The 17,045-nt window shown below is 72.2% G+C and carries 18 protein-coding genes; 12 read left to right on the forward strand and 6 right to left on the reverse strand.

Annotation, left to right across the window (positions count from 1 at the left end; all coding sequences use genetic code 11):
• The 6 genes from OG259_RS18930 to OG259_RS18955 all read left to right on the forward strand — a co-directional run bounded on the left by OG259_RS18930 (position 1) and on the right by OG259_RS18955 (position 2,731).
• A complete protein-coding gene (locus tag OG259_RS18930; RefSeq protein ID WP_328943345.1) occupies positions 1–183 on the forward strand; it encodes a hypothetical protein in 183 nt (60 codons plus the stop codon).
• A gap of 27 nt (positions 184–210) precedes the next feature.
• Positions 211–411, forward strand: a complete 201-nt coding sequence (locus OG259_RS18935; RefSeq protein WP_328943346.1) for an anacyclamide/piricyclamide family prenylated cyclic peptide — start codon at positions 211–213, stop codon at positions 409–411.
• 45 nt (positions 412–456) lie between these two features.
• Positions 457–663 carry a hypothetical protein gene (locus OG259_RS18940; RefSeq protein ID WP_328943347.1) on the forward strand — a complete coding sequence of 69 codons (207 nt, stop codon included), beginning with the start codon at positions 457–459 and terminating at the stop codon, positions 661–663.
• Positions 664–800: 137 nt separating this feature from the next.
• Positions 801–1,001, forward strand: a complete 201-nt coding sequence (locus OG259_RS18945) for a hypothetical protein (protein ID WP_328943348.1) — start codon at positions 801–803, stop codon at positions 999–1,001.
• Between the two features lie 73 nt (positions 1,002–1,074).
• On the forward strand, positions 1,075–1,305 hold the full coding sequence (locus tag OG259_RS18950) for a hypothetical protein (protein ID WP_328943349.1): 231 nt from the start codon (positions 1,075–1,077) through the stop codon (positions 1,303–1,305).
• Between the two features lie 73 nt (positions 1,306–1,378).
• The gene (locus OG259_RS18955; protein ID WP_328943350.1) at positions 1,379–2,731 is read left to right on the forward strand and encodes a hemopexin repeat-containing protein; all 1,353 of its coding nucleotides are present in this window, start codon (positions 1,379–1,381) and stop codon (positions 2,729–2,731) included.
• A 21-nt stretch (positions 2,732–2,752) separates the two neighbouring features.
• On the opposite strand, the gene OG259_RS18960 is transcribed toward OG259_RS18955, so the two are convergent.
• Together OG259_RS18960 and OG259_RS18965 are read right to left on the reverse strand one after the other, a co-directional pair.
• A complete protein-coding gene (locus OG259_RS18960) occupies positions 2,753–3,022 on the reverse strand; it encodes a DUF4031 domain-containing protein (protein ID WP_328943351.1) in 270 nt (89 codons plus the stop codon).
• Positions 3,023–3,035: 13 nt separating this feature from the next.
• A complete protein-coding gene (locus OG259_RS18965; protein WP_328943352.1) occupies positions 3,036–3,392 on the reverse strand; it encodes a hypothetical protein in 357 nt (118 codons plus the stop codon).
• Between the two features lie 113 nt (positions 3,393–3,505).
• On the opposite strand from OG259_RS18965, the gene OG259_RS18970 reads away from it, so the two are divergent.
• The 3 genes from OG259_RS18970 to OG259_RS18980 all read left to right on the forward strand — a co-directional run bounded on the left by OG259_RS18970 (position 3,506) and on the right by OG259_RS18980 (position 6,951).
• Positions 3,506–4,423 carry a MurR/RpiR family transcriptional regulator gene (locus tag OG259_RS18970; protein ID WP_266894811.1) on the forward strand — a complete coding sequence of 306 codons (918 nt, stop codon included), beginning with the start codon at positions 3,506–3,508 and terminating at the stop codon, positions 4,421–4,423.
• Positions 4,424–4,505: 82 nt separating this feature from the next.
• Positions 4,506–5,435 (forward strand): N-acetylmuramic acid 6-phosphate etherase, encoded by a 930-nt coding sequence (gene murQ, locus OG259_RS18975; protein ID WP_328943353.1) that lies wholly within the window; start codon positions 4,506–4,508, stop codon positions 5,433–5,435.
• Between the two features lie 34 nt (positions 5,436–5,469).
• A complete protein-coding gene (locus OG259_RS18980; protein ID WP_328943354.1) occupies positions 5,470–6,951 on the forward strand; it encodes a PTS transporter subunit EIIC in 1,482 nt (493 codons plus the stop codon).
• 61 nt (positions 6,952–7,012) lie between these two features.
• On the opposite strand, the gene OG259_RS18985 is transcribed toward OG259_RS18980, so the two are convergent.
• Together OG259_RS18985 and OG259_RS18990 are read right to left on the reverse strand one after the other, a co-directional pair.
• Positions 7,013–8,506 (reverse strand): alpha/beta hydrolase, encoded by a 1,494-nt coding sequence (locus OG259_RS18985; protein WP_328943355.1) that lies wholly within the window; start codon positions 8,504–8,506, stop codon positions 7,013–7,015.
• Positions 8,507–8,617: 111 nt separating this feature from the next.
• Positions 8,618–9,160, reverse strand: a complete 543-nt coding sequence (locus tag OG259_RS18990) for a GNAT family N-acetyltransferase (protein ID WP_328943356.1) — start codon at positions 9,158–9,160, stop codon at positions 8,618–8,620.
• Positions 9,161–9,243: 83 nt separating this feature from the next.
• Between OG259_RS18990 and OG259_RS18995 the strand changes: the two genes are divergently transcribed.
• Both OG259_RS18995 and OG259_RS19000 read left to right on the forward strand, forming a co-directional pair.
• Positions 9,244–10,179, forward strand: coding sequence for an aldo/keto reductase (locus tag OG259_RS18995; protein WP_328943357.1), 936 nt, complete (start codon positions 9,244–9,246; stop codon positions 10,177–10,179).
• Positions 10,180–10,190: 11 nt separating this feature from the next.
• Positions 10,191–10,934 (forward strand): transporter substrate-binding domain-containing protein, encoded by a 744-nt coding sequence (locus OG259_RS19000; protein ID WP_328943358.1) that lies wholly within the window; start codon positions 10,191–10,193, stop codon positions 10,932–10,934.
• Positions 10,935–10,948: 14 nt separating this feature from the next.
• Here the strand turns inward: OG259_RS19000 and OG259_RS19005 are convergent, their stop codons facing one another.
• The gene (locus tag OG259_RS19005) at positions 10,949–12,247 is read right to left on the reverse strand and encodes a lysine 2,3-aminomutase (RefSeq protein WP_328943359.1); all 1,299 of its coding nucleotides are present in this window, start codon (positions 12,245–12,247) and stop codon (positions 10,949–10,951) included.
• Between the two features lie 441 nt (positions 12,248–12,688).
• Positions 12,689–15,784 carry an FG-GAP-like repeat-containing protein gene (locus OG259_RS19010; protein WP_328943360.1) on the reverse strand — a complete coding sequence of 1,032 codons (3,096 nt, stop codon included), beginning with the start codon at positions 15,782–15,784 and terminating at the stop codon, positions 12,689–12,691.
• 414 nt (positions 15,785–16,198) lie between these two features.
• On the opposite strand from OG259_RS19010, the gene OG259_RS19015 reads away from it, so the two are divergent.
• Positions 16,199–17,038, forward strand: a complete 840-nt coding sequence (locus tag OG259_RS19015) for a class I SAM-dependent methyltransferase (RefSeq protein WP_328943361.1) — start codon at positions 16,199–16,201, stop codon at positions 17,036–17,038.
• Positions 17,039–17,045: the final 7 nt, after the last annotated feature.

Raw genomic sequence — 17,045 nt, forward strand, 5'->3', positions numbered from 1 at the left:
ATGGACACCCGCCGCAACCGCCCGGGAGCCATGCCGCTCCAGGCCCGGCCCGTCCACCGCGACGGCCCCGACGCCGGAGCCCGCGACGCCCGTACCGGCGCCGTGGCCGCCATGTCCTCCTGCGCCACCAAGACCGGCCCGGCCAGGCAGATGTGCTACGCCCAGTACGGCATAGCCGGCTGACCGGAGCCTTCGAGGAAAGGAACCGTCATGTTCGACGAGACCCACGCCACCCCTGAGACCGGCAGCGACACTCCCCGTCGGTCCGCCGCCGGGCAGCTCCGGCTCCAGCTCCCCCAGCAGTCCGCACCCGTCCAGCGCGACAAGTACGCCGAGAGCAGCGACGCCTCCGGCGGCGCGGCGGCCAGCGGCATCTTCGGCAGCCTGCTCGGCGACATCATCCCGTTCTGACGCCCCCTTGCCCCGCAGCAGGGGCCGCAGGCAGAGGAGAGCAGCATGTTCGACGAGACCCGCGCCACCCCCGAGACCGGAGGCGATACACCCCGCCGGTCCCCCGCCGGGCAGCTCCGGCTCCAGCTCCCCCAGCAGTCCGCACCCGTCCAGCGCGACAAGTACGCCGAGAGCAGCGACGCCTCCGGCGGCGCGGCGGCCAGCGCCATCCTGTCGCCGGGCATCGTGGCCCAGATCAAGGAATTCTTCTGACCCCTGTACCGGCACCGGGGCAGTCATGTCCCGCTACGCCACCACGACCGGCCCGGCCGGCCGGATGTGAGACGCGAACTCCGACGTGAACGCCTGACAGCCGACCCCTGACCGGGCATCAAGAGAAAGGAACCGTCATGTTCGACGAGACCCACGCCACCCCCGAGACCGGCAGCGACACTCCCCGTCGGTCCGCCGCCGGGCAGCTCCGGCTCCAGCTCCCCCAGCAGTCCGCACCCGTCCAGCGCGACAAGTACGCCGAGAGCAGCGACGCCTCCGGCGGCGCGGCGGCCAGCGGGTTCCTGGGCAGCCTCCTCGGCGACGTCCTGCCGTTCTGAATCCTGAGTCACCTGCGGGACCGGTGCCGGGGCATGCACCCGACATCGGTCCCACCCGATCCGAGGAAGCATCATGCGACTCGATCTGCCGAAGCTGGCGCAGGCGGTGGACCGGCGGGAGCACTACCCGCCGTATCGCTTCGTGACCGTTTTCGTGGACGTCGACGGGAAGGAGCAGCGGATACACACCCAGCCGCGGGGCAACTTCGGAAGTCTGCCCGGGGGTCCTGCGGCGCTCGTGCACAGCTACGGCCGCGGTTGGCAGAGCGCCCCGGCGGGCTGCCGGTGGTCCGGCGTCCTGTGAGGGATGAGGGAAAGGGAAGGGGACGGGCCACCCGCCCGGCGGCCCGTCCCCGCAGGAAGGAGCCGAGAGTCCCATGGTCACAGTGAGGTCGGCCGTCTCCTGGCCGAACGACAAGACGTACCTCTTCCACGCCGACGACACCTACGACCGGTACGACTCGGTCACCGGTGTCCGCGAGGACTCCGGACTGCCCCTCTCCAACTGGCCCGGCCTCCCCCGCTCCCCCGACGCCTTCGTCTGGTGGGGTGCGGGCAAGGGGTACGCCTTCCTCGGGAACACCTACGTCCGCTACGACAACCCGACCGACAACAGCGCGGACACCGTCGAGGCCGAGTACCTGCCACCCCACTTCACCCTTGAGGAGGGCTGGCCGGGACTGCCCACCGGAGCCGGCGGCGGACCCGACTGGCGTACCGGCATCGACGCGGCCGTGAACTGGGGAAACGGCAAGGTGTACCTCTTCAAGGGCGACTCCTACGCCCGGTACGACATGACCGCGGACCGCGTCGACCCCGACTACCCCCGCCCCATCGCGGGCAACTGGACGGGGCTCTTCCCCGGCGGCGTGGACGCCGCCACCTACCCGGGCGGCCGGTTCGCCTACTTCTTCCGCGGCGAGGAGTTCCAGCGCTTCGACGTGGATGCCGACCGGGTGGACGCGAGCGGTCCATTGGACGCCTCCTTCCGTCTCGCGCCCACCCCGTCCGGGGCCGTGGCCCCGGCCCGCATGCTGACTCCGGCCCAGGCGAACAAGCTCATGGCCGACCTGATCCGGCGCGGCAAACTGACCCTGAAGAGCCCGGCGTTCGTCGACGGACCGGCCGGGATCGTGTCACCGACGCCCGACCAGCGGGTCGTGGTGAGCCCGCCGACGTTCGGCGGAGTCCGCTACACGAACCAGATCGCGCCGACGTCCGCGGTCATCGACAACCTCGACCAGCGCATGCTGATCGCGCTGTACCGCCTCACCCGCTGGATCAACTCCTCGGCGCCGGACGTCGCCGAACTCCTCCACCTGGGCATCGGCCACGGCGGACCGAACCTGAAGGACTGTCACAACCAGGGCCGCGCGCTCGATCTCTCGGGCATCACCGGGGAGTTGAACGGGTCCGCGTTCACCCGGTCGGTGAAGAAGGACTGGGGCAACCTGCCGCGCCCGGCCGGCGTCAGGGTCCGCATCGACCCCGCCGTGGACCCGCTCGGGTTCGGCCTCTTCACGACCGCCTTCCGGTTCGCCACGTTCGAGTGCGAGGCGACGACGATCGGCGCCGGCAACAAGTGGCCCATGCCCGAACTCGGCGGCACCGGGTTCGTGATCTACCCGGACTACGCCGCCGACGCCGCCCCCGGCAGCGACAACGCCAACCTCCGCGCCGCCCACCAGGACCACTTCCACATCCAGATCGGCGTCACCCGGCTGCCCTGAGGACCCGGCGCAGCGGGCGGTTCAGGAAGCCGGCCGGCCCTTCGGCCGCCGCAGTCCCGCCTCCGTGAGGCGCCGGAGCAGCTCCTTGGAGCCGACCTCGACCGCACCACCCGTCACGGCGTCCGCGTACCGGTCGGAGGGGATGTCGTAGTGGTCCCGCTCGAAGGCGCGCGGCGGGGCGCCGATCGAGGCGGCGAAGGTGTGCAGCTCCTCGAAGGAGACGTCGCTGACCAGGTGCGACCACATACGGCCGTGCCCCGGCCACGTCGGCGGATCGATGTACAGGGTCATGCGGCGTCGCCGTTCACGTCAGCCCACCCACCGGCGCGACCACGACCCCCTGCTTGCCGCAGACCCAGTGCGGGTCCGGCCCCAGCTCGGGCTCCACGTCCAGGGCGTGCGGGTCGCCCGTCGAGCAGACCGGGCAGAGCGGCCAGCGGCCGTACCGTTCGAGCAGGGCGTCCTGGACGTCCTGGGCGACGAGACCGGCGACGTACGTCAGCCCCTCGGGCCACTGCTCGACCCACCAGCGCCGGTGGGTCACCGCGTCCTCCACCATCGACACGACCTCGGCGGCCGCGACCTTGCGGGCCACCAGGTCGGCCAGTACCAGCGCGCGGGCGGCGTGCAGCGCCTGCTCCACGGGGTCTATGTCGTCCATCCACTCATTGTCACCCGGGGCGCGCCCCGCACGCGAAAAAGGGCGAAGGTCCCACCCGGATCCGGGACCGATGGGGTCTTGTCCACCCACCCCGCCGAAAGTATCTTTCAGATGTGACCAATGAAGTGAAGGAAAGTTTCACCGGCGACGCGCCCCCCGCCCCCGCCGCCCTCGCGGCCAAGGTCCGCACCCTCGCGCCGTCCATGACCCGCTCCATGCAGCGGGTCGCCGAAGCCGTCGCCGGCGACCCGGCCGGCTGCGCCGCGCTCACGGTCACCGGCCTCGCCGAGCTCACCGGCACCAGCGAGGCGACCGTCGTCCGCACCGCCCGCCTCCTCGGCTACCCCGGCTACCGCGACCTACGACTCGCCCTCGCCGGCCTCGCCGCCCAGCAGCAGTCCGGCCGCGCACCCGCCGTCACCGCCGACATCGCCGTCGACGACCCGATCGCCGACGTCGTCGCCAAGCTCGCCTACGACGAGCAGCAGACCCTCGCCGACACCGCCGCCGCACTCGACACCGTCCAGCTCGGCGCCGCCGTCGCCGCCCTCGCCGGCGCCCGCCGCATCGACATCTACGGCATCGGCGCCTCCGGCCTCGTCGCCCAGGACCTCGGCCAGAAACTCCTCCGCATCGGCCTCATCGCGCACGCCCACAGCGACCCGCACCTCGCCGTCACCAACGCCGTACAGCTCCGCTCCGGCGACGTCGCCATCGCCATCACCCACTCCGGCTCCACCGGCGACGTCATAGAACCGCTCCGGGTGGCCTTCGACCACGGGGCGACCACGGTCGCGATCACCGGCCGCCCGGACGGACCGGTCACGCAGTACGCCGACCACATCCTCACCACCTCCACGGCCCGCGAGAGCGAACTGCGCCCCGCGGCCATGTCGTCCCGCACCAGCCAACTCCTGGTCGTGGACTGCCTGTTCACCTGCGTCACGCAGCGTACGTACGAGACGGCGGCCCCTGCCCTCGCCGCCTCGTACGAAGCCCTCGCCCACCGCCACTCACCCCGCACCCGCTGAACCACCCGCACCACCCGGCGACCACCACACGCGCCGACGACCACCGCACCCGCTGACGACCACAGCACCGAAAGAGCCGCTCGTGTCTGCTACGTACTCCGAACTCCGCGCCCAGCTGGCCACCCTCACCACCGAAGCGTTCCGTCCGGAACTGGCCGAGATCGACCAGCTCCCCACCGCCGAGATCGCCGCGCTCATGAACGGCGAGGACGCCACCGTCCCCGCCGCCGTCGCCCGGCAGCTCCCCGCCATCGCCGCCGCGATCGACGCCACCGCCGAGCGCATGGCCCGGGGCGGACGCCTCATCTACATGGGCGCCGGCACCGCGGGCCGCCTCGGCGTCCTCGACGCCAGCGAGTGCCCGCCCACCTTCAACACCGACCCGACCCAGGTCGTCGGCCTCATCGCGGGCGGACCGTCCGCCATGGTCAAGGCCGTCGAAGGCGCCGAGGACTCCAAGGAACTCGCCGCCGAGGACCTCACCGCACTCGGCGTCACCGCGAACGACACCGTCGTCGGCATCTCCGCCTCCGGCCGCACCCCGTACGCCATCGGCGCCGTCGAACACGCCCGCGCGTGCGGCGCGCTCACCATCGGCCTCTCCTGCAACGAGGACAGCGCGCTCGCCGCCGCCGCCGAACACGGCATCGAGGTCGTCCCCGGCCCGGAGCTGCTCACCGGCTCGACCCGGCTCAAGGCGGGCACCGCCCAGAAGCTCGTCCTCAACATGATCTCGACGATCACGATGATCCGGCTCGGCAAGACGTACGGAAACCTGATGGTCGACGTCCGCGCCTCCAACGAGAAGCTCCAGGCCCGCTCGCGGCGGATCGTCGCCCTGGCCACCGGCGCCCCTGACGAGCAGATCGAGACCGCCCTCGCCGCCGCCGACGGAGAGGTGAAGAACGCCATCCTCATGATCCTCGCCGACATCGACGCCCCCACGGCCGCCGAGCGGCTGACCGCCTCCCGGGGTCACCTGCGTGCGGCGCTGCACGCGAAGACCGGCTGAGCCCCCTCCCCTCACAGCAAGGCACCACCGCACCATGAGCACAGACGACAAGAACCGCGCCACCGCCGCCGCGATCCTCCCCCTCGTCGGCGGCGCCGAGAACATCAGCTCCGTGGCCCACTGCATGACCCGCCTCCGGCTGGGACTGCACGACCGCTCGCTCGTCCAGGACGAGGCCCTGAAGGCCCTGCCCGCCGTGATGGGTGTGGTGGAGGACGACACGTACCAGATCGTCCTCGGTCCGGGCACCGTCGCCCGCGTGACCCCGGAGATCGAGGCCCTGGTGGCAGCGGCCCCTCCGGCGGCATCGCACACCGCCGACGACCTGGCGGCGCAGGGCGCGGCCCTCAAAGCGGCACAGAAGGCGAAGAACTCCACCCCGTTCAAGCTCTTCCTCCGCCGGATCGCGAACATCTTCGTCCCGCTGATCCCCGCGCTCATCGGCTGCGGCATCATCGCCGGCCTCAACGGACTGCTGATCAACCTCGGCTGGCTGCCCGGCGTCACCCCCGCCCTCGCGGCGATGGCGAGCGGCTTCATGGCGCTCATCGCGGTCTTCGTCGGCTACAACACGGCGAAGGAGTTCGGCGGTACGGCGATCCTCGGCGGCGCGGTGGCGGCGATCATCGTCTTCCCCGGCGTCGCCAAGATCGACGCCTTCGGCCAGACGCTCTCCCCGGGCCAGGGCGGTGTGCTCGGCGCGCTCGGCGCGGCGATCCTCGCGGTGTACGTCGAGAAGTGGTGCCGCCGTTGGGTGCCGGAAGCGCTGGACGTCCTGGTCACCCCGACCCTCACGGTCCTGATCTCGGGCCTCGTCACGATCTTCGGCCTGATGTTCGTGGCCGGTGAGATCTCCACCGCCATCGGCGACTTCGCCGACTGGCTCCTCGCGAACGCGGGCGCCGGAGCGGGCTTCGTCCTCGGCGGCCTCTTCCTCCCGCTCGTCATGCTCGGCCTCCACCAGGCACTCATCCCCATCCACACCACGCTCATCGAGCAGCAGGGCTACACGGCCCTCCTCCCCATCCTCGCGATGGCGGGCGCGGGCCAGGTCGGCGCGGCCATGGCCGTCTACCTGAAGCTCCCGCGCAACGGCTCGATCCGCCGCACCATCAAGTCGGCCCTCCCGGCCGGTTTCCTGGGCGTCGGCGAGCCCCTGATCTACGGCGTCTCGCTCCCTCTGGGCCGCCCGTTCATCACGGCCTGCGTCGGCGGAGCGTTCGGCGGCGGCTTCATCGGACTGTTCAGCATGCTGGGCGACACGGTCGGCTCGACCGCGATCGGCCCGTCCGGCTGGGCACTGTTCCCCCTCCTCGACGGCAACAAGGGGCTCGGCGAGACGATCGCCGTCTACGCGGGCGGCCTGATCGTCGGCTACCTGGCCGGATTCGTGGCGACGTACTTCTGGGGCTTCAGCAAGGAACTCCTGGAGGAGTTCGACGTGGACACGGAGCAGCCGGAGACAGTGGTCGCGACGGCACTCCCGGAGCCGGAGCCGGAGCCGGCGAAGGTCTGAGCACACCCGTACGCGAGGGCCCGGTCGGAAGACATCCGGCCGGGCCCTCGCGCGTCCGGGCCTACCGGCACAGAACGTCCTCGGCCGGGCGCACACCCTCCTTGAGGAACCGGGTCACGGCCAGATCCCCACAAGCGTTCCCGTTCCCGAGATAGACCCCGTGCCCGCCGTGGTCGACGGAGACGAGCCGCGCGCGGTCGCCGAGGGCGCGCCGCATGCCCATCCCCTTGGAGTACGGGGTGGAGGGATCCCGCAGGTTCTGGATCATCAGGATGTTGGACGGCCCCCGGTCGGTGATGCGCACGGGCTTCTCGACGGCCCCGCCCTTCCAGTACGCGCAGGGAGTGACGTTCACGGACAGGCCGCCGGTCAGCGGGTGCGCGGCACGGTCCGCGGCGACGGCCTTCCGGTAGCCGCGTACGGACTCCCGCGGCCAGTCGACGTCGTTGCAGATCACGCCGACGGTGATGGCGGCGGCCTCGTCGGGCAGGGCGCCGGCGAGCTCACGCGGCAGCACGGGCGAACCGTCGGGGTCGAGCGCCTCGGTGACGAGCTGACCGAAGGCGGGGAAGAAGTCGTCGGAGTAGAGCGCCTGCTGAAGAGCCTGAAGCAGCATGGTCCCGGTGAGAGCCACGCCGGTGGTGCCGGTGGGGCGAGGCTCCCGGTCGAGGCGAGCGGCAAGATCGAGCACGAGGGGCCGCACGTCCTCGGGGCGCTGGGCAAGGCGCCCCTCCCCCCTGTCCGGGTGGGAAGCCCACGCGGCGAAGTCGGGGAAGCGGTCCTCGACACCCCGCGACGTCCCCTCCAACCACCCCCGGGCGACCCGCTTCGGGTCGGGGTCGTTGCTGCTGTCGAGAACCCAGCGATCGGTCCGCCCGGGAAACTTCTCGGCGTACGAGGCGGCGACATAGGTGCCGTACGACACGGCCCAGGCCGACAGCTTCCGCTCCCCGAGCGCCTGCCGCAGCCGCTCCAGATCCCGCACCTGATTGGCGGTGGTCAGCCCGCGCAGCATGGCACCCCCCGTACGGGCACAGGCCTCGGCCGTCCGCTTCGACCGGGCCACGTTGTCGTCGATCGACCCGTCGGCACCGGGCCAGGACCGCAGCGTCACCATCCACCGATCGGCCTCGGCAAGCCCGCACCTGGCCTTGGCGGACCCACCGACCCCCCGGGGATCGAAGGCGACGAGGTCATAGGCCCCGCCCATCTCGCCGGCGAGAGCGGCCCCCTTCTGCGCGAGCCGCTGCACCCCGGAACTACCGGGCCCGCCGGGGATCACCATGAGCGTCCCGCGCCGGACGTCGGGCCGCGTGCTGACGATCCGGGAGACGGCGAGCTGAATCTGCTCGCCGTCGGGATCGGCGTAATCGAGGGGTACGGAGAGCTTGGCGCACTGCTGCCCGGGCAGCGGCTTCACGGCGGGATCGCACACCCCCCAGTCGAGCCCGGCGGCGGAGGCGGGAGCGACACCGCCCCCGGCGAGGGCGAGGCCGCCGACGGTGGCGACGGAAAGGGCGATGAGAAGGGCGCTACGTCCGCGATTCGCTGTCATGCACACAGCCTCGCGAACCGGGACCGCCGATCCCATCCGGCAGGCACGCGGCCCGGGGGTAGGGCCAACCCCCGGAAGCAAATGGGGTGTTCAGCGGCCAAGGGGCGCCCCCTACCCCTTGAGGTCGGGCTTCCATTCCCGCACGAGAAGTCCGAGCAACACCTCGTCGAGGAACTCACCCATCACCCAGGCCGAGGAACGCAACACGCCTTCGCGGACGAAGCCGTTGCGCTCGGCGGACCGCAGCATCGCGGCGTTGTCCGCCAGGGTCTCGATCTGCAGCCGATGCAGACCACGCACGACGAACCCGTAGTGACAGAGCACCGCGACGACGTCGGTGCCGTACCCCTTGCCGCGACAGGCCGGCAACAGCCCGAGGCCGATGTGGGCGGACCGACTGTGGTTGTCGATCCCCCACAACGTGGCCGTCCCGACCAAGGTGCCGCCGTCGAGCTCGACCACGGAGAACGGGACGTGCCCCTCCACCTTGTCGTCCACCACGAGCCGCGAGTCCTCGGATCCGGGCGTCATCGGCCGCCAAGGCCGACTCTCGGCCCGCGAGCCGTTGACCACGTCGTCGTAGAGCTCGGTCCGCAGGACCGGGATGTCTTCCTCGTGCCGAGCCCTGAGCCCGACCTTGCTACCCGTCAGCATGCACGTTTCCTATCCGACGCCTCCGCCGACGGCAAACCGATATCCGATGGCAGCCGCCCCGCCCCTGGGGGATCATCCCCCGCATGACCACCACCCCCACCCCCACCACCCCCGCTTCCGCCGCAGGCACCTGGGCCCTCGGTGACCTCACCGTCCGTCGCGTCGGCTTCGGGGCCATGCGGCTGCCCCAGCGCGGTGAGGCGCTCGTCGAGCAGGCCGTGCCCCGCGACCGCGACGAGGCGATAGCCGTTCTGCGCAAGGCCGTCGACCTCGGCGTGAACCACATCGACACCGCCGCCTTCTACTTCTCCCCGCTCCGCTCCGCCAACGAGCTGATCAGCAGCGCCCTCGGCGGCCCCTACCCCGACGACCTCGTCATCGCCACCAAGGTCGGCCCCTGCCGGGACGCCTCCGGTGCCTGGAGTGAGCACGCGCGTACCCCCGCAGCGCTCCGCGGCCAGGTCGAGGAGAACCTGCGCCAGCTCGGCCGCGACCACCTCGACGTCGTCAACCTCCGTATCGTCGGCACCGATTCGATCGCCGAGCGCTTCGGCGCCCTCGCCGAGCTCCGCGAGGCCGGCCTCATCCGGCATCTCGGCGTCTCCAACATCACCCCCGAGCAGCTCGCCGAGGCGCAGTCCATCGCCCCCGTCGTCTGCGTGCAGAACATGTACGGGATCGGGGTCCGCCCCGAGTACGCGGACTTCGTGCGTCTCTGCGGTGAACAGGGCATCGCCTTCGTACCCTTCTACGCCATCGCCGCCGCCGGCCGTCAGGGCGGGGCCACCGCCCCCGAGAGCCCCGAGGTCCTCGCCGTCGCCGAGGCGCACGGTGCGAGCCCCGCCCAGGTCCGGATCGCCTGGACCCTCCACCAGGGCCCCCACCTCCTCGCCATCCCCGGCACCGGCGACCCCGACCACCTCGCCGCCAATGTCGCCGCAGGCGCGCTCCGGCTCACCACCGAGGACCTGGCCCTCCTCGACACGCTGCACCGCGAGCCCGTTCCCGAGGCTCCCTAGACTCCGTCCTCATGACGACCACGCCGAGCCCCGCTCCCTCCGCCGCCCCCGCTCTCGCCGCCGACCTCGCCCCCACCGGCGTCCTCCGGGCCTCCGTCAATCTCGGGAACCCGGTGCTCGCGCAGGGCACCCCCGAGGCTCCGTCCGGGATCACCGTCGATCTGGCGCGGGAGATCGGGGCGCGGCTCGGTCTGCCGGTCGAGCTGCTCTGCTTCGACGCGGCGCGGAAGTCGTTCGAGGCGATGGCCGACGGCCGGGCGGACCTCTGTTTCCTCGCCGTGGATCCCGCGCGGGAGACGGAGGTGGCGTTCACCGCTCCGTACGTCGTCATCGAGGGGGTGTACGCCGTCCCGCGGGGCTCCGGCCTCACCACGGTCGAGGACGTGGACGCGCCCGGCGTCCGGATCGGCGTCAAGCAGGGTTCCGCGTACGACCTGTTCCTCTCCCGATCCCTCGCGCACGCGACGGTCGTACGCGGGGAGGAGGGCGTCGACACGTTCCGGGAGGAGGGGCTGGAGGCGGGTGCGGGCATCCGGCAGCCGATGACCTCGTACGTCGCACGGAATCCCGAAGTCCGCCTGATCGAGGGCCGGTTCATGGAGATCCGACAGGCGGTCGGGACGACGGTCACCCGCGCCCCGGAGACCGTCGCCTTCCTCCGCGCCACCGTCGAGGAGCTGAAGGCGAACGGCTTCGTCGCGGAGTCCCTGCGCCGGGCCGGACAGGACGAGGCCCTGCTCGCCCCGCCCGCCTGACGTTCCGGGAGGCCTCAGCCCACCACGTCCTCCGGCGTCAGCGGCTCCCCCGGGATCAGGATCCGGTCCCGGGGCCCGTAAGGGATGAGCTCGTCCCACCATCTCGCCGTCGGGTCGAAGCGGGCGTACGCCGCCGTGCCGGCCGGGGCGGGGCCGCGGGTCCGGAGCGCGCGAAGGGCGAAGGCGGGGCCGTCCCGTAGCTGGACGATCCCGTCGACGGCGAGCGGGCCGCGCTCCGTGCACATCACCGGGCCGCCCACCGGGCCGACCACTGGTCCGCTCCCCCGACCCACCGGCCCCAGAGCCCGCCGTACCGCCTCCCCGTGGACATCCACGACCGCGGCCAGCGGCAGGCCGAAGCAGCGGCGCACGCCCGTGCCGCGCTCGACGAGCATGCGGTGCGGGACGAGGCCCAGCTCGGTCTGCTCCTGCCACAGGCGCGCCCAGACTCCGGCGTCGTCGTTGACGTGGCGCAGGACGGCGCCTCGGGTGCGCAGCACCGCTCCCGTCGCGAGGAGGCGGCCGACGGCTCGGCGGGTCGGTTCCGGGTGGAGTTCCCGGGGGTGGGAGACGTGCAGCAGCAGGGTGAGGTGGCGGCCGGAGGCGACGACGCGTTCGAGGAGGCGGAGGAGGTCGTCGACGTCGGGGGCGTCGAGGAAGCGTTGTGGGGAGAGGGACACGGCCTTGGTGCGGATGTGGATCGTCCGGACGTGCGGCCGGTCGAGGAGCGGCGTGACGTACGGATCGAGGAGCTCGGTCCGCATCAGCAGCGGGTCCCCGCCGTCGAGGACGACCTCGGTGATCTCCGGGTGCCGGGCCAGGTGGGCGGTCATCGCTCCGGGTCCGCCGAGCGCCCGCCCGCGCGCCGGGTCGCCGGTGAAGTGGGGCCAGCGGAAGCAGGACGCGCAGTGGCTGGGGCAGGTCCGGCCCTGGCCGGGGCCCTGGTGGGGGAGGACGAGCAGCGTCTCCGGGTACGGGTGCCGGAGTTCCCCGCCGTCCCGGCCGGCCGGGTGGGGGTCGAGCCGTTCCCGCAGGCCGTCGACGACGAGCCGCAGTCGGTCCCGGTCGCCGTCCCGGAGGGTCTGCTCGACGGCGGCGAAGTCCGCGGGGGCGAGCAGGTCGCGGTGGGGCATGAGGAGCCGGTAGAGGGGGTCGTCTGGGGCGCGCGACCAGTCGATGAGTTCGTCGGCGGCGTGGGAGCCGATCCTGAAGGGCAGGACCCGGCCGACGACGTCGGCGTCGTGGGCGAGGGCGGGTTGCCCGGTGCGGTCGGCGATGAGTCGGCCGAGGCGGTGACCCGTGTGGACGGTCACCCGTCCCCCCTCGCCCTCACCCACGCAGGAACGTCGGTCGGCTGCACGGTCGTCGCCTCCCCGAAGGGCTCGCTGAGGGCCGGTGCGGCGGCCCACCCCAGGGCGATGATGGGGAGTGCGGCCGCTGCCGCCAAGAGCGCTAGCGGTGGGCCGGATCGGGGGCAACCCGGGACTCCGGCCAATCGTCCGTGACACGTACCGGACAGCGGCGCTCGGCGCCGACGGCCGGTCCGGGCCGATACGACCGGGTTCACACCCGGGGGCTTTCGGCCGGGGTGCACGGGGGCGTGCGGGCGGGACGTCTGCCAGATTGGCGCCTTTCCTCCGGCGGGGACGGCGATGGCGGACCGCACCGGAACGCCCCCGGAACACGCCGAGGACCCGGCCGTGGTGGCCGGGCCCTCGGGTGGAGCGGATCAAGTGGGGCAGGACGGGGAAGCGTCAGGAGAGCGTCTTGAACGTGTTCCAGCCGCTCGTGCCGATCAGGGCCCGGGTGCCGTAGAGACCGGTCCCGGTGCCGCTGTACCGCCACAGCTTGCCGGCGGTGTCGCGGGCGACGAGGTCCGTGCGGCCGTCGCCGGAGAGGTCGCCGGTGCCGACGAGGGAGGAGTAGCCGCCCCAGCCGCCGCCGACCTTGACGCGCGCGGTGACGCCGCCGGTGGCCGTGCCGTAGTACCGCCAGAGCACGCCCGCCGCGTCCACGCCGAGCAGGTCGCCGCGGCCGTCGCCGTTCAGGTCACCGGCGCCGAAGAGCTTCTTGTACAGCTTCCAGTCGGCGCCGATCCTCACCCGGGACTTGACCCGGTGGTCGACCGTACCGCCGTAGAAGTACACGTCGCCGGTGGAGGCCTGACGTGCGATCAGGTCGATGAACCCGTCACCGTTCGCGTCGCCCGGGGACGTCAGGACGTCGTACTGTGCCCAGCCCGTGCCGACCGGGGTGTACGGCGAGGAGGCCGAGACCACCTTTCCGCAGCCCGGCCGGTAGGCGCGCAGCTGGTCGCCGACGCGCACCAGCACGTCCGCGCACCGGTCGCCGTTCACGTCGCCGAACGGCACGGCCACCGACGAGGTCGCGAACTTCGTTCCCGTACCGGCGATCCGCGCCGAGAGCGCGCCCGTGCCCGTGCCCCGGTACATGGACACCAGGCCCGCGGTGTCCATCACCAGCAGGTCACCGAAACCGTCGTCCCCGGCGAGGTCGCGCCAGACGGTCGCGCCGCCGGTCACCCCGACCGATCCGGTCTGGACGAGGTCGGCGCCCTGGCCGTCGGCGGGCTTGGCGGTCAGGGTCCAGGTGTACGCGCCGTTGGCGGCGTACCGGCCCGCCGTGTCCTTGCCGTCCCACGCCGGAGCGACGAGACCCCGGGCCTCGCCGCCCGTCAGGGTGCGGACGACCTTGCCGGTGGCCTTGTGCTTCAGCACGAGGGACCAGGAGCCGGCGGGCTTGGAAAGCCACCAGCGCGGCTTCCAGGCGCCCGACCTGAGGTTGACGGACGTCGCGGTGGCCCTGTCGTACGTGGTGAGGCGGCTGGTGACACCACCGAGGCCGACGATGTGGATCGCCTGCTGGTCGTCGATGTGGGCGATGCCGCCGCCGAAGCGGTCGACCGTCCAGCCGTCGTCGGGACCGGGGTGGCTTTCCGGCACGTGGCCGATGTGCTTGAGGACGGGCCGTCCGGATCGGACGTCGATCGTCTGGAGCCCGCCTGCCTCATAGCCGTTGAACGCCAGGAACCCGTCTCCCAGGTGCAGTTCCTCTCCGATCATGGTGATCGGGAGGTGGACCGGGATCTTCGCCTTCGTCTCGCGGTTGTAGACCGTCACCGAGTCTCCGTCCTCACAGAGCGCGGAGATCCACTTGCCGACGGCCCTGATGTCGGGGTTGACGCAACCGTTCCCGAGGGCGATCTTCTCGACGACGGCGCCCGTCCGCACGTCGACCGCCGAGACGGTGTCGTCGTCCCAGGATGCCGTCCAGATCCGGTCGCCCCACAGGGACGCCTTCATGTTGCCGGTCTTGACGACCTTGCCCGTCTCGATGTCGGCGACGTAGGAACGGCGGTAGCCGCCCTCGGTGCCGACGAAGTGCACGAAACGGCCGGTGGCACCCACGGTCTCGGGCCGGCTGATCCTGTTCGGGTAGGTCAGCGTGAAGGTCCGCGTGGTGCCGCCGGGCGTCGCCACGGTGGCCTCGACGACGCAGCTGTAGCAGGGCTCCGACCCCCCGCCGACGGGGGGACCGTCCGCTTGGCCGACACCGACCAGGCGGCCGTCACCGGTGGGCGTCAGCGCGCCACAGAGCGGATCTTCCGCTTCGCAGCTCCAGGTCGGGGTGGTCTTGCGCGGGGCCGTGAGGGACAGGTCGTATCCCTGGTGGCTCCACGACTTGTCCGTGTGCTCGACCCCGAGACGGCCGTTCGCCATGGAGAGGCGGGACCGCTCGACGGGGGTGGGCGGGGTCGCCAGGACCTGCGTGGTGACCGGGAGGCGCGCGGCGTCGAGGGAGACGCGGCGTACGCCCCAGTGGGCGGAGTCCGTGCCGCCGACCACGTACACGTCGGCGTCCGAGCCGGTCAGGATCCCGGAGCCGGGGGCGGCGAGGATGCCCAGGTCGCGCCGGGCGCCGGTGATCGACGTGGCCTTGAGCGGGCGCGGGCCGTACGTGTCGGTATCGGTGTAGTTGCCGACGATCCAGTCGCCGAGGACGGCGAGCGACGCGTAGGTGCCGGCGGCTCCGGTCACCAGCTTCACGGTCCGGCCCTGGTCGCCGGTGTCCTTGCGGGAGACGACGAAGGCCTCGGAGGTTTCGTACTCGTGGTACTGGACGATCCAGTCGGCGCTGAGGGACGCCAGAAGGTTGCCGGGGGCGCTCGGCTTGCCGGGCACGCCGACGAATCCGCCCGTGCCGAAGTCGACGAGGCCGAGCGCCTTGCCGATGCCGTCCCCGTACCGGACGAGTGCGCCGACGCCGTCGAAGGCGATGACCTCGGGCCGTTCATTGCTCCGTCCCGGGAGGTCCACCTCCAGGTCGGCGAGCGCACCGGGGCCGACGCCCAGGAGGTGGAGGGAGGTGGAGCCATCGGCGCCGGGGGCGTAGCTCAGGAGCCGGTCCGGGCCGAAGGCGGGCAGCAGCCTGTGGCCTTCGGGGATGTACCGGGACCGGGTGACGCCGGTCGCGAAGTCGTGCAGGGTGGTCGCGCTGCCGGCGGATCCGAGGCAGACGACCTTGTCACCGTGGAAGACGGCGTCGGAGCCTTGATAGCCGCAGGCGCCGAACTCGGCGACCCGCCCGTCCTGGAAGCTCTGCCAGCGCAGCGTCTGCTCGGTGTCGTCGCCCCATGTCTGGAGGCCGGTCCCGGCGGCGTACAGGCTCTGGTGCGGCGGTGCGACGGTGGGCCTCGCGGCGATCGTCACGTCGTACGGCGCATCGGACCCGGTGGCGGCGACGGCGGCGGGTGCGGTGGCTGCGGCCGTCAGGCCGGTGAAGCCCAGGGTCGCGCTCAGTGCGAGCGCGACGGCTCTTCGGACGGACAAGTACGTGTGTCCCCTCGTGCGGGTGTGAAGCATGCAGACGGAAGCGACACAGGGGGGCGGCCCGACAGGCCCGACAGGCCCGACAGGCAAGCGTGCAAGGCAGGCAAGGCAGGCACGACAGGGCGAAGTGGACCGCGCGGGCCGGGGCCGGCGGGACCCCCCCTGTCGGCAGCCGGATCGTACATTCACGCGAATCAAACGCGCCAGAAACCCACCTGCGCGCGGGCCGGAAAGCCCTCTTCCCGGCCCTGGAGGCCACCTTCCGGGAGCCCGCGCCCGGGGCGCCACCCCTCGGGGCTCCACCCCCGGCCGCAGCCCGCCCAGCACCTGCAGAACACCCCCGCACATCACCCCTGACCTGGGCTTTCACCCCTCCGCCCCCTACCCTGAGGGGAGACTCGGAGGGGGATCCAGATGGACCTGAACAACCGTGACATCCGTACGATCGAGGACGTACTCACCCTGCTCGACGGGCTGTTCGCACCCGAGGCCGACCGGTGGTCCGACGGTGGGGCCGACTGGTGGGACGGGTTCTACGCCGACCGGGACAAACCGGTGCCTTTCTTCGTCGCCAAGCCGGACGAGAACCTCGTGTCGTACGGCGAGCGAGGGCTGCTTCCGGCCGGCGGCGGCCGGGCCCTCGACCTCGGGTGCGGGCCCGGGCGGAACAGCCTGCACCTCGCCTCGCTCGGCTACCGGGTGGACGCCGTCGACCTCTCCCCCACCGCCATCCGGTGGGCGGAGGAACGCGCCCGGGACGCCGGAACCACCGGGATCCGGTTCGTCCGCGGCGACGCCTTCGCACCCGGCACCGGCCTCGACGGACCGTACGACCTCGTCTACGACTCCGGCTGCTTCCACCACCTGCCGCCGCACCGCCGCGTCGGCTACCTCGCGTTCCTGGACCGCGTCCTCGCGCCCGGCGGGCACTTCGCGCTCACCGCGTTCGCCGCCGGGGAGGGCGGCATGGGCTCCGAACTACCGGACGCCGACTTCTACCGGCAGGGCCGGCTCGACGGTGGACTCGCCTATACGGACACGTCGTTGCGCACCCTTTTCGCCGAGCCGACAGAGCCCGGCCCAGCAGAGCCCCGCCCGACAGAGCCGGACCCGACAGAGCCCGGCCCGACCACCCCGGACCTGACACGGTCCGGACTGACCGAGGTCGAGATCCGTCGCATGCGCGACGAGCCCGCCGACTCCCCGTTCTTCGGCGAATCCTTCCTCTGGACCGCCCTCTTCCGACGCCCGTAATCCGGTG

This window comes from Streptomyces sp. NBC_00250 (assembly GCF_036192275.1).
In the GTDB taxonomy this organism is placed as follows: domain Bacteria; phylum Actinomycetota; class Actinomycetes; order Streptomycetales; family Streptomycetaceae; genus Streptomyces.

Excerpts from the sequence above, each read along its gene's own strand:
- OG259_RS18990 (WP_328943356.1), bottom strand. The coding sequence starts at position 9,160 with ATGCTGACGGGTAGCAAGGTCGGGCTCAGGGCTCGGCACGAGGAAGAC.
- OG259_RS18965 (WP_328943352.1), bottom strand. The coding sequence starts at position 3,392 with ATGGACGACATAGACCCCGTGGAGCAGGCGCTGCACGCCGCCCGCGCG.
- OG259_RS18950 (WP_328943349.1), top strand. The coding sequence starts at position 1,075 with ATGCGACTCGATCTGCCGAAGCTGGCGCAGGCGGTGGACCGGCGGGAG.
- OG259_RS18980 (WP_328943354.1), top strand. The coding sequence starts at position 5,470 with ATGAGCACAGACGACAAGAACCGCGCCACCGCCGCCGCGATCCTCCCC.
- OG259_RS18985 (WP_328943355.1), bottom strand. The coding sequence starts at position 8,506 with ATGACAGCGAATCGCGGACGTAGCGCCCTTCTCATCGCCCTTTCCGTC.
- OG259_RS18945 (WP_328943348.1), top strand. The coding sequence starts at position 801 with ATGTTCGACGAGACCCACGCCACCCCCGAGACCGGCAGCGACACTCCC.
- OG259_RS19000 (WP_328943358.1), top strand. The coding sequence starts at position 10,191 with ATGACGACCACGCCGAGCCCCGCTCCCTCCGCCGCCCCCGCTCTCGCC.
- OG259_RS18930 (WP_328943345.1), top strand. The coding sequence starts at position 1 with ATGGACACCCGCCGCAACCGCCCGGGAGCCATGCCGCTCCAGGCCCGG.
- OG259_RS18935 (WP_328943346.1), top strand. The coding sequence starts at position 211 with ATGTTCGACGAGACCCACGCCACCCCTGAGACCGGCAGCGACACTCCC.
- OG259_RS18960 (WP_328943351.1), bottom strand. The coding sequence starts at position 3,022 with ATGACCCTGTACATCGATCCGCCGACGTGGCCGGGGCACGGCCGTATG.
- OG259_RS18940 (WP_328943347.1), top strand. The coding sequence starts at position 457 with ATGTTCGACGAGACCCGCGCCACCCCCGAGACCGGAGGCGATACACCC.
- OG259_RS18955 (WP_328943350.1), top strand. The coding sequence starts at position 1,379 with ATGGTCACAGTGAGGTCGGCCGTCTCCTGGCCGAACGACAAGACGTAC.
- OG259_RS18995 (WP_328943357.1), top strand. The coding sequence starts at position 9,244 with ATGACCACCACCCCCACCCCCACCACCCCCGCTTCCGCCGCAGGCACC.
- OG259_RS19015 (WP_328943361.1), top strand. The coding sequence starts at position 16,199 with ATGGACCTGAACAACCGTGACATCCGTACGATCGAGGACGTACTCACC.